Source organism: Hyphococcus luteus (genome assembly GCF_002943565.1).
GTDB lineage: Bacteria > Pseudomonadota > Alphaproteobacteria > Caulobacterales > Parvularculaceae > Hyphococcus > Hyphococcus luteus.
Genome location: NZ_PJCH01000008.1, coordinates 1 through 14,769, shown reverse-complemented (window position 1 = coordinate 14,769; position 14,769 = coordinate 1). Strand labels below are relative to the sequence as shown.

At 57.9% G+C, this 14,769-nt stretch carries 17 protein-coding genes; 1 reads left to right on the top strand and 16 read right to left on the bottom strand.

What is annotated here, in order from left to right:
* Nucleotides 1-51: 51 nt before the first annotated feature.
* The 15 genes from CW354_RS12265 to CW354_RS24075 all read right to left on the bottom strand — a co-directional run bounded on the left by CW354_RS12265 (nt 52) and on the right by CW354_RS24075 (nt 12,755).
* A complete protein-coding gene (locus tag CW354_RS12265) occupies nt 52-1,284 on the bottom strand; it encodes an NAD(P)/FAD-dependent oxidoreductase (RefSeq protein ID WP_104830391.1) in 1,233 nt (410 codons plus the stop codon).
* Nucleotides 1,285-1,384: 100 nt separating this feature from the next.
* Nucleotides 1,385-2,515: a bifunctional 2-methylcitrate synthase/citrate synthase gene (locus tag CW354_RS12260; protein WP_104830390.1), complete on the bottom strand. Its 1,131-nt coding sequence runs from the start codon at nt 2,513-2,515 to the stop codon at nt 1,385-1,387.
* Nucleotides 2,516-2,722: 207 nt separating this feature from the next.
* On the bottom strand, nt 2,723-3,547 hold the full coding sequence (locus CW354_RS12255; RefSeq protein ID WP_104830389.1) for an alpha/beta fold hydrolase: 825 nt from the start codon (nt 3,545-3,547) through the stop codon (nt 2,723-2,725).
* 4 nt (nt 3,548-3,551) lie between these two features.
* Nucleotides 3,552-3,812, bottom strand: a complete 261-nt coding sequence (locus CW354_RS12250) for a 2-hydroxymuconate tautomerase family protein (RefSeq protein WP_243396398.1) — start codon at nt 3,810-3,812, stop codon at nt 3,552-3,554.
* Complete coding sequence (locus CW354_RS12245; RefSeq protein WP_104830387.1) at nt 3,778-4,548, bottom strand: 2-keto-4-pentenoate hydratase; 771 nt, start codon at nt 4,546-4,548, stop codon at nt 3,778-3,780. The genes CW354_RS12250 and CW354_RS12245 overlap by 35 nt, the downstream gene beginning before the upstream one ends.
* Nucleotides 4,549-5,592 carry a 4-hydroxy-2-oxovalerate aldolase gene (gene dmpG / locus CW354_RS12240; RefSeq protein WP_104830413.1) on the bottom strand — a complete coding sequence of 348 codons (1,044 nt, stop codon included), beginning with the start codon at nt 5,590-5,592 and terminating at the stop codon, nt 4,549-4,551.
* 5 nt (nt 5,593-5,597) lie between these two features.
* Nucleotides 5,598-6,539, bottom strand: a complete 942-nt coding sequence (locus tag CW354_RS12235) for an acetaldehyde dehydrogenase (acetylating) (protein ID WP_104830386.1) — start codon at nt 6,537-6,539, stop codon at nt 5,598-5,600.
* Between the two features lie 17 nt (nt 6,540-6,556).
* The gene (locus CW354_RS12230) at nt 6,557-7,339 is read right to left on the bottom strand and encodes a 2-keto-4-pentenoate hydratase (RefSeq protein WP_104830385.1); all 783 of its coding nucleotides are present in this window, start codon (nt 7,337-7,339) and stop codon (nt 6,557-6,559) included.
* Nucleotides 7,340-7,352: 13 nt separating this feature from the next.
* Entirely contained in the window at nt 7,353-8,822 is a 1,470-nt protein-coding gene (locus tag CW354_RS12225; RefSeq protein WP_104830384.1) for a 2-hydroxymuconic semialdehyde dehydrogenase, read from the bottom strand.
* Nucleotides 8,823-8,846: 24 nt separating this feature from the next.
* Complete coding sequence (locus CW354_RS12220) at nt 8,847-9,278, bottom strand: GlcG/HbpS family heme-binding protein (RefSeq protein ID WP_104830383.1); 432 nt, start codon at nt 9,276-9,278, stop codon at nt 8,847-8,849.
* Nucleotides 9,279-9,308: 30 nt separating this feature from the next.
* Complete coding sequence (locus tag CW354_RS12215; RefSeq protein ID WP_104830382.1) at nt 9,309-10,253, bottom strand: catechol 2,3-dioxygenase; 945 nt, start codon at nt 10,251-10,253, stop codon at nt 9,309-9,311.
* 30 nt (nt 10,254-10,283) lie between these two features.
* Entirely contained in the window at nt 10,284-10,601 is a 318-nt protein-coding gene (locus tag CW354_RS12210; RefSeq protein WP_104830381.1) for a 2Fe-2S iron-sulfur cluster-binding protein, read from the bottom strand.
* A gap of 63 nt (nt 10,602-10,664) precedes the next feature.
* Nucleotides 10,665-11,924: an aromatic ring-hydroxylating dioxygenase subunit alpha gene (locus CW354_RS12205; RefSeq protein WP_104830412.1), complete on the bottom strand. Its 1,260-nt coding sequence runs from the start codon at nt 11,922-11,924 to the stop codon at nt 10,665-10,667.
* 14 nt (nt 11,925-11,938) lie between these two features.
* A complete protein-coding gene (locus CW354_RS12200; RefSeq protein WP_165793683.1) occupies nt 11,939-12,421 on the bottom strand; it encodes an aromatic-ring-hydroxylating dioxygenase subunit beta in 483 nt (160 codons plus the stop codon).
* Nucleotides 12,411-12,755, bottom strand: coding sequence for a non-heme iron oxygenase ferredoxin subunit (locus tag CW354_RS24075; protein ID WP_104830379.1), 345 nt, complete (start codon nt 12,753-12,755; stop codon nt 12,411-12,413). Before CW354_RS24075 ends, CW354_RS12200 begins: the two co-directional genes overlap by 11 nt.
* A 746-nt stretch (nt 12,756-13,501) precedes the next feature.
* Here CW354_RS24075 and CW354_RS12190 point away from each other — a divergent pair.
* Nucleotides 13,502-14,347: an IclR family transcriptional regulator gene (locus tag CW354_RS12190; RefSeq protein ID WP_104830378.1), complete on the top strand. Its 846-nt coding sequence runs from the start codon at nt 13,502-13,504 to the stop codon at nt 14,345-14,347.
* A gap of 30 nt (nt 14,348-14,377) precedes the next feature.
* Here the strand turns inward: CW354_RS12190 and CW354_RS12185 are convergent, their stop codons facing one another.
* Nucleotides 14,378-14,608, bottom strand: coding sequence for a hypothetical protein (locus tag CW354_RS12185; RefSeq protein ID WP_104830377.1), 231 nt, complete (start codon nt 14,606-14,608; stop codon nt 14,378-14,380).
* Nucleotides 14,609-14,769 lie beyond the last annotated feature (161 nt).

Below are 14,769 nucleotides of genomic sequence, written 5' to 3'. Positions count from 1 at the left end.
AAGAATTCTTACGCCATAGTTTATTCACGCAGCTTGAAGACGCCCAATTTTCTATCCGTTTCGGGCGGGGGGTTTGAAGAGGGGCGCGGCGGGGTCTGCGAGCGTTTTCAGATCGCACGCGCCGCCGGTCGCGACGAGGCGGCGGCCTTGGGCGTAGTCGCGGGTGGCGTTGACGCAGTCGAGGGCGATGACGCGGCCGTCTTTCAGATAGACGACGGAGAAGGACCGACTGTCGGGATCGCCGCGCAGCACCGCCGCGTCATGGCCGGTCGAAAGACCGGCGGTCTGCAGTTTTAGATCATACTGATCGGACCAGAACCAGGGAACCGCGTCATAGGGCTTTGGATCGCCGGCGATCGACGCGGCGGCGGCCGACGCCTGATCATGAGCGTTCTGCACCGATTCAAGGCGGATGACCGCGCCGCCGGCATAGCGGTTGGCGTGGGCGGCGCAATCGCCGGCGGCGTAGATGTCCGGCAGGCTGGTGCGGCAAAATTCATCGACCTTCACCCCGCCGAGCGCGCCCTCGGCGCCGGCCGCGATCAGCGGCTCGACGTCCGGGGCGATGCCGATCCCGACGATCACGAGGTCCGCCGGCAGCGCCTCGCCGCCGGCGAGGCAGACCCCGGCGGGGCGCCCGCCCTTCTCGACGATCGCTTCAATCTCTGCGCCGAGCCGGATGTCGACGCCCCGGCCGCGATGCTCGCGCTCATAAAAGGCCGACAGATCGGGTCCCGCCACCCGCGACAGCAGCCGCTCCTGGGCTTCAAGCACGCAGACGCGCTTGCCCATGCCGACCAGCACCGACGCCGCTTCGAGACCGATATACCCGCCGCCTATGATGACAATGTCCTTTGCGCCGTCGAGCCCGGCGCGGATCGCATCCACATCCGCACGCGTACGGATGACATGGATTCCGGCGAGGTCGCCGCCGGGCGCAGGCAGCCGCCGCGGCGTTCCGCCCGCCGCCCAGATCATCTTGCCGTAACTAATCCTCTCGCCATTCTCGCAGCGCGCTTCATGAGCCGCAGGATCGACCGCCACAATCTTCCGCCCCGGGAGGCAATCGATATTCAGCTCAGCCCACGCCTCCTTCGGGCGCATTATCATGCGCTCAAACGGCTCCCCGCCGGCGAGATAGGTCTTGGATAGGGGCGGACGCTCATAGGGAGGATCAGCCTCCGCCCCCGCCAGCGCAACCGCGCCGGCATATCCAAGCTTGCGCAGCATCAACGCCGCCTGCGCCCCGGCATGGCCAGCGCCGATGATCAAAACGTCGATCATTGTCTTTTCCACTTAAGTCGTTAGATCCTTTTACACAATCGAATATGCGAGAAGTTCATTTACACTTTGCACCAACGCACCGATATCTTGGCAACATTCATCATACCCTGTTGATTTGGCGTTGCCCGACGCCCACATAGTTTGACAAGGGTCGGATCAGCTTGTTGTTGGCGAGTTGCTCCATCACATGGGCCGCCCATCCTGTGATCCGGCTCATAACGAAAATCGGCGTGAACATCGGAATTTCAAAACCCATGAGATAATAGGCCGGTCCCGCCGGGAAATCGAGATTCGGGTAGATGCCCTTTTCCGCCACCATGGTGTCGTCAAGTATGCGGCTCATCTCCCAATAGTTTTTAGCCTCCGCGGTTCCGATCACATCGACCATTTTCTTGAAGGCTTCGGTCATGGTCGGCACCCGGCTGTCGCCGGACCTGTACACACGGTGACCGAAGCCCATTATCTTCTTCTTGGTGGCGAGCGCGTCGAGCATCCAGGCTTTCGCCGCCTCGGGCGATCCCACCTCTTTCAGCATATGCATCACCGCCTCGTTGGCGCCGCCATGAAGCGGGCCCTTCAAGGAGCCGATGGCGCCAGTGACCGCCGAGTAAATGTCAGAAGTCGATGACGCGATGGTGCGCGCCGTGAAGGTCGAGGCGTTGAAGGAGTGTTCGGCATAGAGCGTCATCGAAATTTCAAAACATTTGATGACCTCGGACGCCGGAATCTTTCCGAAGCACATATGAAAGAAATTTTCGGAAAAGGCGAGATCTTTCTTTGGGGCGATCGGCTCCTTGCCGTTCCTGAAACGGAAATCCGCAGCGACGATTTCGGGGATGCGCGCATACATGCGGATGGATTTTTCCATCAGCCCTTCGGGCGAAGAATCCTCCGTCGTTTCGTCTTCCTGACCGAGAAAGGACAAGGCCGTGCGCAGCGTGTCCATGGGATGCGCTTTCTTGTTGAACTTCTCCATCACAGTAAGAAGGTCCCCGGAAATCCCGCGTTCTTTTTTTTCGACGGTGTTGAACGCCTCGAACTGCGCGGCGTTCGGCAGCTCGCCGTTCCATATGAGATAGGCGACTTCCTCGAACCGGCATTGCGCCGCAAGATCCTGAACCTTGTAGCCGCGATAGGTCAGCGAATTGATCTCCGGCATCACTTTCGAAATCGCCGTATCGTCCGCAAGCACCCCTGCAAGGCCGTAACTGACATTAACCATATTACTCATTTCCGCTGGGATAACTCGAACCTCATTTTCCCAGTTTACCGACTGGATGAGCTGATGTGGCGCAGTGTGGATGAATTATCGCAACTCGCGCCTCCGCTTGAGAACTTAGGATAAATGTATTTTAGGGCGTTTCTAAACAATTGAACGTGCTCCATCTCACTGCGCTCATGTACGACAAGAGAGTAGTTGAAATAAGTCAACGTGCTGTCACTCCCGCACGAGGAAATCCGACACCAGGAGATTGAACCGGTCCTTGTGCTCGATCTGGGTCCAGTGGCCGCATTTGCCGAACAGGTGGACTTCGGACGTCTTGATCAGATCGAACAGGCGCAGGCTGTTGCTCATGGGCAGGACGCGGTCCTCCCGCCCATGCAGAATCAGCGTCGGACAGGCGATTTTCGCAATCTCGTCTTCCGGCGTCGCAAGCGCCGTGATGTGCTGTTGGCGCGGCGCCGGGAACATGGCGCTGAAGGCCTCATGAAAGCCCGGCTGGATGCTCGCCCGGTAGCGCATTTCGGCAAGCTCGTCGGAGACGAGCGAGTTGTCATAGGCGAAAATGTCGAGCATCTTGCGCATCGCCTCTACCGACGGTTCATAGCCCCATACCTTGTCGAGCGCTTCGGTCAGTTCGAATTCAAGACCGGCCGCGCCCATCAGCACCATGCGCCGGATGCGGTCGGGATGATGCACGGCCATGGAGAGCGCGAGCGCGCCGCCGAAGGAGTTGCCGATGATGTCGAATTCCCGAAGATCGAGGGCGTCAGCGAAGTCCATCAAATGACCGCGCCAGCGCTCCATCGTATAAACGCCGTCCGCCGGCCGTTCGGTGTAGCCGAAACCCAGCATGTCCGGCGCGATCGCGCGCATGCTTTCCGAAAGCGCCGGCAGATTGAGACGCCAATTCGCCCAGGCCGTAACGCCGGGGCCCGAACCGTGAATCAGGATCACCGGACGCCCCTCGCCCAAGTCATGATAATTGGTTTTGACGCCGCCGGCGTCGACGGACTTGCCGATTTCTGGATTGTCGCTCATTTTTCTATCCTTTTCCGTCGCCGCCGCACTCAGCCCTTGCGCGTTCTTCGGCTTTCGACACGCCTGCGGCGGCAAAATGTTCAGGCGGCACCTCGCGGATGATCACGCGCACAGACTGTATTGGCGCGTCGATCGCACGGACCGCCGCATCGGTCAGCTCCCGGATCAACGCAGCCTTCTTTTCCCGGCTGCGTCCTTCCAGCATGGTCACCTCTATGATCGGCACCGCCTCACGCCTCCACTGTGATGGAAACGCCGCCGAGATGCTGGACCTCGAGGCTGAGTGTTTCCCCGACGCTCGCGGGATGCGCCGCCGTCGCTCCGCCGGCCATGACGATATGACCAGGCTCCAGCGCCTCGCCCCATTCCGCCGTCATGCGCGCGGCGGCGACGAGCGAGCGCACAGGATGGCCGAGGATCGCTGCGGACGAGCCGATCTCTTTAGGCCGTCCGTTGACGGACAGCACCATGCCGAGATTGGAACAGTCGATCTGCGCAGACCGCCACGCGCCAATAACGAGGCCCGCAGACGAGGTATTGTCGGCGATCACGTCCGGCAGGGCGAACTTGAAATTCTCATAGCGGCTGTCGATCACCTCCAGCGCCGGCGCTATCGCCTCAACCGCCGACATCGCCTCCAGCGCGGAAACCTTTCCCGACAGGCGCTTCTTCAGAAGGAATACGATTTCCGGCTCAAGACGCGGATGCACGAAAGCCGACTTCTTCAGGCCCCCGCCTTCCTCCAGCAGCATGGCGTCGGTAAGCCGGCCCCAGGCCGCCTCGTTTACGCCGACCTGGACCATCTTGGCCCTGCTTGTCAGCCCCATCTTGACGCCGATGCGTTTTTCGCCCCGGGCGATCCGCCGCGCCACCGACAGGGCCTGGATCGCATAAGCATCCGAAACCGATAAATTAGGATGGTCTTTCGTCAACTGCGGGATCGCCCGCGCTTCGCGCTGCGCCTCGTCAACGACGACCGCCAGCTCCTCAAGCCCCGCCATTTACGCCGCCCCCGCCCGGTCGCGCTCTTTCAGGATATCGAGCGCGACATCAACGATCATGTCCTCCTGGCCGCCGACCATGCCGCGCCGTCCTAGCTCGACCAGGATTTCGCGCACATCGACGCCGTATTCTTCGGCGGCTTTCTCCGCATGGCGAAGGAAGCTCGAATAAACGCCGGCGTAACCGAGCATCAAGGTCTCCCGGTCGACCCTCACCGGGCGGTCCTGAAGCGGCCGCACAAGATCTTCCGCCGCGTCCATCAGCTTGAACACGTCGCAGCCAGTGTTCCAGCCCTTGCGGTCGGCCGCCGCGACGAACACTTCCAGCGGCGCGTTGCCCGCCCCCGCGCCCATACCGGCCAGTGACGCATCCACCCGCCGGGCCCCCTTCTGCACCGCGACGATCGAATTGGCGACGCCGAGCGAGAGATTGTGATGGGCGTGCACGCCGCGCTCGGTCTCGTCTTTCAGCACCTTATTGTAGGCGTCGAAACGTGCGGCATAACCGTCCATGTCGAGGGCGCCGCCGGAATCGGTCACATAAACGCATTGCGCGCCGTAACTTTCCATCAGCAACGCCTGTTCGGCGAGCTTTTCCGGCTCGACCATATGGCTCATCATCAAAAAGCCGACCGTATCCATGCCGAGATCGCGCGCCGCGCCGATATGCTGGCGGGCGACGTCGGCTTCCGTGCAATGGGTCGCAACCCGCACCGAGCGCACGCCGAGACCGTAAGCCCGCTTCAAATCGGTGATCGTACAGATGCCCGGCAGGATCAGCGTCGTCACCACGGCCCGGTCGACAGCGTCGGCCACGGCCTCGATCCACTCCCAGTCCGTATGGGCGCCAAACCCGTAATTGAAGCTCGATCCGCGAATGCCGTCGCCATGGGCGATCTCGATCGCGTCGACCCCCGCCTCGTCCAGCGCCCTGGCGATCTTCGCCACATGACCGACGCCATATAGATGACGGATCGCATGCATGCCGTCGCGCAGGGTCACGTCCTGCACATAGATTTTTTCCTTCGTCGGATCCTTGATCAGTCCGCTCACGCCGCCGCCTCCGCCAGGTGTTTCACCATGCGTTCGCCGATGGTCAGTCCCGCCGAGGTCATGATATCGAGATTGCCCGCATAGGCCGGCAGGTAATGGGCCGCCCCCTCCACTTCCAGGAACACCGTCACCTTAACGCCCTCATATTCTCCGAGCTCGGGTATTTTCAGTTTGCGATTGCCGCCGAAACGCTCAAACTGCACTTTCTGTTTCAGCCGGTAGCCGGGGACATAGTCCTGGACCGCCGCCACCATGTCCTTGACCGACTTCTCGATCGCTTTTTCTTCGCCGCCCACGGAGAATGCGTAAACCGTGTCGCGCATGATCAGCGGCGGCTCGGCCGGATTGAGGATGATAATCGCCTTGCCATGCTCGGCGCCGCCTAGCACTTCAACGCCCTTCGCCGTCGTCTCGGTGAACTCGTCTATATTCGCCCGCGTGCCCGGCCCCGCCGACTTCGAGGCGACCGACGCCACGATCTCCGCATAGGGAACGCGCTCTGACACCCGCCGCACCGCATGGACGATCGGGATCGTCGCCTGACCGCCACAGGTCACCATATTAACGTTTTGCTTGTCGAGATGTTCCTCGGCATTGACCACCGGGATGCAATATGGACCAATCGCCGCCGGCGTCAGGTCCACCATCCGCTTGCCGTCGCGCTTGCAAAGCTCGTTGTGATAATGGTGGGCTTTCGCCGAGGTCGCATCGAACACCACTTCGATATCTTTCCACACAGGCATTCTGACGAGACCGTCCATGCCCTCATGAGTCGCCGCAACGCCCAGTCTCCCCGCCCGCGCCAGACCGTCCGAGTCCGGATCAATGCCCACCATGGCGCCCATCTCCAGGACATCCGACGTCCGCATCACCTTGATCATCAGATCCGTGCCGATATTGCCCGACCCGACAATCGCGCATTTCACCTTGCCCGCCATTCAACTCGCCTTTCCCGTCATTCCGTAAAAAACGCCGTCACGGAACCGAGCCCGTTGACCCGCGCCATCACCGCATCGCCCGCTTCGACCCCCGCCATCGGACCGAGCGCGCCCGTCAGCACAATATCGCCCTTGCCAAGGGGGCGGCCCTCCCTCGCCATGACCTTGGCCAGCCACACACACGCCGTCACCGGACTGCCCAAACACGCCACGCCGGCCCCGACCGAGATCGGCTCGCCGCGCCGCTCCATCACCATCCCGCACAGGCGCAAATCGATCTCCGACAGACGCCGCGGCGCGTCGCCAAGCACGAACACCCCGCTCGAAGCGTTGTCGGCGATCGTGTCGTGAATGCGGATATCCCAGCCTCTCACCCGGCTGCCGACGATCTCGATCGCCGCCACCGCATAATCAACCGACGCCACGATATCCGCCGATGTCAGCGTTTCCGCATTGAGATCGTCGCCCATGATGAAGGCGATCTCCGCCTCTACCTTCGGCTGCATAACCGCTGTCACAGAGATCTCCGTCCCGAGCGGCATGGCCATGTCGTCGAACAGCATCCCGTAATCGGGCTGATCGACGCCGAGCTGGGCCTGCACCGCTTTCGCCGTCAGCCCGGTCTTGCGGCCAACGAGCCGGCGCCCCTCGCCGAGCCGGCGCTCCGTGTTGATCTCCTGAACGCGGTACGCCGCTTCAATCCCGAGCCCCCCAATCAAATCGCGCACCGGCGCGCAAGGCTCGCCCGACCTGGACGCCTCCCACAACCGGTCCGCCGCAGTCCATATGCTGTCCGTCATCAAAAAAGCCTGTTCACAACTTCACGCAGATATTCTCAAGTTCAGTGTAAAATTCGAGCGAATGCACGCCGCCCTCACGGCCGACGCCGGACGCCTTGGCGCCGCCAAAAGGCGTGCGCAGGTCCCGCAGGAACCAGCTGTTCACCCAGCAGACGCCTACATCAAGTTGTCGCGCTACGCGGTGTGCGCGCGCAAGATTATCAGTCCACAAAGAAGCGGCAAGGCCGTAATAAGTGTTATTGGCGCGCGCGATAACCTCGTCCTCTTCGTCAAAAGGCAGGAGCGCACAACAGGGACCGAAAATCTCCTCCACGACGACCCGAGATTCATCGGCAAGCTCCGTCCAGATGGTCGGTTCGATAAAAAACCCGTTCTTCTCCGAGCCGCTCATCGCCGGCACGCCGCCGCCGGTGACGACCGTCGCGCCCTCCTCCGCCGCCAGCTTGTAATAGGACAGCACTTTTTCCCGGTGTTCAGCGCTGATCAGCGGCCCGAGGCTCACACCCTCGCCAAAAGGTCCGCCGATTTTCAGTTTTTCCGCACCCGCCCTCAGCCGCGCCGCAAACTCATTGAAAACGGGACGCTCCACATAAACACGCTCTGTGCCAAGACAGACCTGCCCGCAATTCGCGAAGACCGACCGCATCGTTCCCTCGATCGCTTTGTCCAGATCGGCGTCCGCGAAGACAATCGCCGGGTTCTTGCCGCCCAGCTCCAGCGAAACGGGCCGCACGCCTGTTCCCGCCGCTTTCATGATCGCCTCGCCGGTGCGCGTCTCTCCGGTGAACGTGACGCCGTCGACGCCTGGATGGGAAGTCAATAACTCCCCCGCCGAACCCGGCCCGAACCCGTGAACGACGTTATATACGCCCTTCGGCACGCCCGCCTTGTTCATCACCTCGCCAAGCAGCGTCGCGGTCGCCGGCGTTTCCTCCGACGGCTTGACAACGACCGTGTTCCCGCAGGCCAGCGCCGGACCCACCTTCCATGTCATCAACAAGAGCGGAAAATTCCACGGACATATAACCGCAATCACGCCGCGTGGCTTGCGAAGAGAATAATTGATCGCGCCCGCGCCGTCCGGCGTCGCCATCTCGAACACCTCGCCCGAAACCGTCCGGATAGTATCGGCGAACATCTTGAAATTCGCTGCGCCGCGAGGAATATCGATATGGCGAGCCAGCGACCTTGGTTTGCCGGTGTCGATGATCTCGGCTTCCAGAAAATCGTCAAAGCGCGCGTTGATTTCGTCCGCCACTGATATAAGAAGATCGGTGCGGTCGGCAATGCTCAACGCCCCCCACGGGCCGGTGAGCGCCGATCTCGCCGCCGACACCGCCGCATCCACTTCCGTTTCGCCTGCTTCGTGAGCGACGGCGTAAATCTCGCCTGTCGCCGGCGCCGCCACCGGAAACGTCTTCCCCGATGCGCTCGGCCGATAGGCCCCGTCGATGAAATGAAAAAATTCCCGGCGCTCAGACATAAGACACGACCTTATTCCTTTTCCTCACGATATGTCCGCCAGATGCGATTCTATCGCTGCGATGCCGGCTTTAGCGCATTCAATGTCCTCGTCCTCGGAACCGCCGGATACGCCAATCGCGCCGATGATCTCGCCTTCAAACTTAATCGGGACGCCGCCCCCGAAAAGCGCCGCGCCCGAAAGCGATCGCAGGCCCTGAAGAACCGCATCATTGTCTTTCACCATCGCATAGAGCGCGCCCGACTCCATTCGGAAACCCGCCGCCGTCGCCGCCTTGTTTATCGCTATTTCCGTAGAGAGAATAAATGCGTCCGCCGACCGAAGAAACGCCGTCAGCCGAGCTGATCCATCAACCACCGCCGCCGCAACCGGCGCGCCAATCCGCGACCCATGCGCTACAGCCGCCTCAACAGCAATATGCGCCGCGCCACAAGAAATCTCGCGGCGGGTTTTCATGATTATATTGCTCATAATCAAATCAGCGCATCACGTATATACCGACGTGAAGGAATCGTGCGCTTCACCCGTATGATAGAAAATCCCGCGCCACAGGTTTTCTTCCGTCCAGGTGATCGGCGGCATATCCGGCTGGGCGAGATAACCGAGCCCCGCGAATGTTTCATTCCGGTTTCCTGACGGATCAAAGAAATAAATCGTTTCTCCGCGTGTAATGCCATGACGCGTAGGCGTAACATCTATTTTCACCCTATTCTTCGCCATCACATCGGCGGCCTTGAGCACGTCAGACCACCCGTCGAGAAAAAATGAGGCGTGATGAATGCCGCAGGTCGGGGCCGGAAGAAATGCAATATCGTGCGGCGTCGATGTGCGGAAAAGAAACGCTACCGCCTGTATATCCGCATCCGGGCCGACGAGCACCTGTTCGCTAAGATAAAATCCCAGCGCTTCGCGCAATAAGCGGCAGTTGTCAGCAACTGTATTGACCCCTTTTTCCGGGTCGAAAGGACATTGAAGCGCTACGTGATCAAGCCAGTGGGCTCCCGCCCCTTTCAATCCGTCAGGCCATGGGTCAGGATTCTGGTCGCCGACCGCCTTGCCGACACGTTCTTTATCCGCATACAGATACATTTCATGACCGCTAGGAAGCGAGAAACGCAACGATCTGCCGCAAAAAGGCAAATGGCTCGCGGGCTCCAGCAAAGCGTCAACCCCATGCTCCGCCAGACGATCCTTGAACAAATCGAGATCGGAATCGTATTCAACCTTATACGCGACGTGATTCATGCCTGCCCTGTCCGACGGCGAAAGCATCACGCTGTACTTGTCCCATTCGTCCCAGCCTTTGAGATAGAATGCGCCGGAATCGTCGCTTCCCTGAACGAGCAGACCGAGCACATCCCTATAATGCCTCAGCGCCGCATCCATATCCATAACGCGAAGGTTCACGTGACCAATTCGCATAACGCCCATAGCTTCACCTTTCGCGTCTGCCAGCTGTTCTCAGATCAGCCCGTATTTCCTGAGAGGCCTGTCCAACCTTTCAAGCGGTTCTATTGTCAATGGCGAGAGCGGCAACGCCCTGCAGGCAAGATAAATATTGTCCCGCTCTTCCGCCTCACTTATCTTCGCGCGGCTCATGGAATCCGCCCTGACCTGACCTTCCACAACTCGGATCTTGCAAACCCCGCAGCCGCCGCCATGGCAGCCGGACGGAATGCCTTTAACGCCTAGTTGCATCATCGCTTTCAATATCGGCTGTTCAGCGGGACAAAAAAACTCCGAGCCAACCGTCAACAACTCAATCCGATATCCCGACATTCTCAATCCTCCGACTACGCACCGATAACAATCGCGCGTGACTTAATTCCATGTGGGGCCGACCTAGATTCGCATAAGTTCCCTATAGTGCTGCCAAAAACCAATAATCGCCCCTTCTGTGATAAGGTGATCTGCACTTTCCGCTTTTCCGCCACCCATTGCGATGAACGAGCTGTCGCCGCTTCCGTGGGTAATCGCCCTGTTAACGAGTTCAACAGCCTCTCCATCTTCCATAGAAATTAACCCGCCGGGGCCGATCAAATTATTTTGCTTGATCCGAATTCTTCGCATTTCATCATCGTCGTCTTCATATCCAAACATTGTCCAGACAAGTTCAAATTCGTTTGGCGAATATGTTACAATTTGGCGCACCGCAAGGGTATTTGAAATTTGCTGAACGACAAGGTTGGGAAAGATCGAAAGGATGACAAGTGAAATATCATCATCAAAATCGCGCTTTCCTTTTAGAAGCGATGGATCCTGCAGCACAAACTTTGAGTTAAACGATCGTTGGTCGCTGTAAGCGTCCTCATCGTCATCTTCTGATGACGTTCCCTGACTTGCGACAAGCAACGAATGCCGCCCCAATTCATCCATAACGCAACTGCCAACCTGTGTAGAGCGATAAAGTCCGAAAGTCGCATGAAACAGATGGAGTAAGCTTGCATGATAGGGATCGCGTACATTTTCAGCGTACAGCTTCCAGTTGCCGTGGATTCGCTGCCGCTCATCGCCAAGCACCTCGATTTCTCTATTAAAGATTCTCTTTATCGCGCCGACCATACGAGCGCCCAGGTACTTTTCCAGATCCGGCGTATCTGATCGGAAAGTAGCAAAAATAAGCCCATTGACTATTTGTACGCGTATCTTTTTTAGACCGTGTTCAGCCATCGAGAAATCGCTGGGCATCCCCCCTTTCCCGCGCATCCCCCGCCTAAAAGGTACACTCGTCAAGTTTCCGTCGAGATCGTATGCCCATGAGTGATACACGCACTCAAGATAAGAGGTGTTGCCGCGCAGTTTCCGACAAACAGCAGCCCCCCGATGCGCGCACCGATTGACAAGCACATTCACGCCGCCTTCGCCATTGCGGATAACAATAACCGGAACATCGCCGATAAAGGTGGACTTAAAGTCTCCTCGATTCGGAATTTCCGCTTCCAGCGCAACAAAGGACCACGAGGGCCCACGAAAAATATTCTTTTGCTCTTCTCGATAAATGTTCTCGTCCATGAACACGCTATATGGCACACGGTACCCACCCTCGGAATCATCAGGCCAATTGATGCCGTTATCATTGAATCCACTTTTGGCGCCAATCATTGTTATGCACTCCATTAAATTGGGGTCACGATCTGGGTACGAATGCTATTGGTATCGAAAATCACGATTCGCTCCACGAACTTCAGCTGGCCGTCAATTCTCACCAGCCTGTCCTGATAACGGCCAGCGCTGAAAATGTGAGATATGCCGCTTTGAAGCGTCGATATCACCAGATAGTTAGTCTGCGTGGCTATTTCGTTTTCACTTTTCGAAAGAATTAATGGTATGCTGATAATATGTCGATACATATGCTCTGCAAAAATATTTGCCTCACGCAATGACACAATTCGATCAACGAGCATGTTTTTGCTGTCGCATTCCATGGCTGAAATTGGCAGCTTGCGATCATGGTTTTCCCTTGATTGGATCTTATAAAAACACTGTTCGACAAAAAACTCCGGCCATTTTTCAAGTCTATCATTGTCAATACAGGCAGCGTATTGCGAAAATAACAATGAAATTTCCGCCTGTAATTGCGCATCAGATTCAAAAGTCATTTTCATCAACTCTCTGTGCTCTGGCTCGCCTGATAAATACCTGGCCATTTTCCAATATAGGTTCATACGTGGGGATACGCTCTGAACAGGGGAGGGAGACAGGCTCACCAGACCGAATACAGAAGGCGCCGCCATGCAGCGGGCACTCGATTACATCCCCCTCCTGGTATCCGTCACTCAAAAGAGCGTTGCCATGCGTGCAAAGATTACCAGTAACGAAAACCTCGTTGGCGACCCGGAAAACCGCCAGAGCAATAAATCCGACCGGATTCACCGCGCAAGGAAACCCCTCGGCTACATCATCGACCGAACAGAGTCGTATTTTGTCCTCCATAAAGAACGTCCTCGTCCATGCATCGAGAGCAGCATTTAACCCGAGTTATCGGGTAAAATGCTGCTTTTTTCGCTGGCTCGAGTTTAGCATTGTATGTTTTCTATTGTCAAATGCATTGTCTAGTGGGGAATTCAAGGTGGGCGACCAGTCTGCGGAAAAGCCTCGCTGAAACACTCGACCGATGACTCGATGTTTGCGTTGGATCGACAGGAGGTTTCATGCGCGGACGGGTTAACGTTCAGGGCGGGATGAGGTCCTACATGATGAGTTCTTATATTTCGCCGGAGAGCCGGATTCCGGCGGGTCATCTGCGACCTGCGCTGGGCCGACTTGACATGTTCTCGTCCCCGTGAAGAGTGGTTTGCGATCCGCGCCGCCTCGCTCTGTGACGACCCGTCATAGACCGTCGCCAGCGCCAGCAACCGCTGGGCCTGCGAAGCGTCCTTCGTTCGCCGCGCGAGACGCCGCAGCGCATTCCCATCAAGATCATCCCGAAGACCAACCGCATGCCGTCCCAGGAAGAACCTCCATCGTTCACCATTTTGAATCGGCATTCACGAGCGACGTGAAGCCCGAATGGGCCACGATCAATGCTAATTGTGTCATAAGGGTCTTGCGCGGCGTGGCCGGCTTGTGATTTTTTTCTGGCACCGCTGGCATGGAGAGGCACCGATGTGGGCTATGGCGAATTGCGGACGTTACGACCGCAGCAAGCGTCGCTATCCGAGCGATCCGACGGACGAGGAATGGGCGATCGACGAGCCGATGATTCCGGCCGCCAAGACGTACTTGTATTGAAACAATCAATGATACTTGACAACAAGAATAATTCGGAACGACGCGGCATCCAATCAATCGAAAGAGGCCTTGAGATCATTCAGGCTTTGCAGAAATCCGACGGCCCCATGTCGCTAAAAAACTTGGCAGCCGCTTCGAGACTTCCAGCGAGTAATTGCCATCGATATTGCGTTAGTTTTGTTAAGATGGGGTATTTGAAGCAAGATGCTCGTTCCGGTCATTACGATTTAGGCTATCGTTTGCTGGAAGCCGGATTAGCCGTAATGCGCCGGACTGATGCCATCTCGATTGCTTCCGAATCTCTTGAAAATCTGGTGGAAGAAACGGGCCAAACCGGCCTGCTCTCAATCTGGTGTGAACGAGGACCAACGATAATCCGCTGGATCGCTGGCAGCGCAGCAGTGAGGACGTCTATCACGACAGGGTCCTTATTGCCGCTTACAACTTCGGCTACGGGACAAGTGTTCCTTTCTTATCTCCCGCAACATGAAACGAAACTTCTGCTAGACGCAGAAGAAAAACAACTTGCGGACTACAAACAACTCTGCGAAAAAATTCGCAAGGCTGGGGTCGCCCGAGTTTCAGGTACGCACATACCCGGTTTGAGCGCCGCTGCGGCCCCCATTCTTGATACATTTGGCGTAGCAACATCCGCCTTGACAATAATTGCCGCAAGGAAAGCGGTAACTGCCGAAACTGTAGACCTGCTGATTCAGTATGCGCGTCACGCTTCCTGGAAATTGGGTTGGAGTGATAAAATAGAACAGTCGCTCGACCGTCCCCCTCGTCCGTGAGATTCTCGATTTTTCATGAGTTTTCCTCAATTACGTCGTCCTCATGTAGTTCGGTGCCAGCACCGAACGCACGAGATTGATCAGGGCGGCGATGACGCCCAAAACAGCTGCCAAAATTCGACGCAAAAAAGCCTTCAGCCACGCGGCGATACGTTTGAAGTTGTAGCCGGCGGCGGCGGCGAGGTATCCATCCGGTGAGTACCGCGGGGGCGCCGAGATGGGAACGCGTTGAAGGGAGCAACGTTGAATTTTGCGGAACATATCGCAACTGTGGACGGCGCTGAGGACAGGTTGGGGGAGGCCGGCCGCGCACGCTGATAGCGCAGCGTACGCCGGCGGGGCGCGCGATCGTGTTTACTGTAATACGGGTACGGAAGGTTCAGGCGGCTTGAGCGGCTTCAGCGTCGCGGCGCCAGTTCCAC

Coding starts and splice junctions, on each gene's coding strand:
- CW354_RS12265 (WP_104830391.1), bottom strand. CDS start 1,284: ATGATCGACGTTTTGATCATCGGCGCTGGCCATGCCGGGGCGCAGGCG.
- CW354_RS12260 (WP_104830390.1), bottom strand. CDS start 2,515: ATGAGTAATATGGTTAATGTCAGTTACGGCCTTGCAGGGGTGCTTGCG.
- CW354_RS12255 (WP_104830389.1), bottom strand. CDS start 3,547: ATGAGCGACAATCCAGAAATCGGCAAGTCCGTCGACGCCGGCGGCGTC.
- CW354_RS12245 (WP_104830387.1), bottom strand. CDS start 4,548: ATGGCGGGGCTTGAGGAGCTGGCGGTCGTCGTTGACGAGGCGCAGCGC.
- CW354_RS12235 (WP_104830386.1), bottom strand. CDS start 6,539: ATGGCGGGCAAGGTGAAATGCGCGATTGTCGGGTCGGGCAATATCGGC.
- CW354_RS12230 (WP_104830385.1), bottom strand. CDS start 7,339: ATGACGGACAGCATATGGACTGCGGCGGACCGGTTGTGGGAGGCGTCC.
- CW354_RS12225 (WP_104830384.1), bottom strand. CDS start 8,822: ATGTCTGAGCGCCGGGAATTTTTTCATTTCATCGACGGGGCCTATCGG.
- CW354_RS12220 (WP_104830383.1), bottom strand. CDS start 9,278: ATGAAAACCCGCCGCGAGATTTCTTGTGGCGCGGCGCATATTGCTGTT.
- CW354_RS12215 (WP_104830382.1), bottom strand. CDS start 10,253: ATGGGCGTTATGCGAATTGGTCACGTGAACCTTCGCGTTATGGATATG.
- CW354_RS12210 (WP_104830381.1), bottom strand. CDS start 10,601: ATGTCGGGATATCGGATTGAGTTGTTGACGGTTGGCTCGGAGTTTTTT.
- CW354_RS12205 (WP_104830412.1), bottom strand. CDS start 11,924: ATGATTGGCGCCAAAAGTGGATTCAATGATAACGGCATCAATTGGCCT.
- CW354_RS12200 (WP_165793683.1), bottom strand. CDS start 12,421: ATGACTTTTGAATCTGATGCGCAATTACAGGCGGAAATTTCATTGTTA.
- CW354_RS24075 (WP_104830379.1), bottom strand. CDS start 12,755: ATGGAGGACAAAATACGACTCTGTTCGGTCGATGATGTAGCCGAGGGG.
- CW354_RS12190 (WP_104830378.1), top strand. CDS start 13,502: ATGGGCGATCGACGAGCCGATGATTCCGGCCGCCAAGACGTACTTGTA.
- CW354_RS12185 (WP_104830377.1), bottom strand. CDS start 14,608: ATGTTCCGCAAAATTCAACGTTGCTCCCTTCAACGCGTTCCCATCTCG.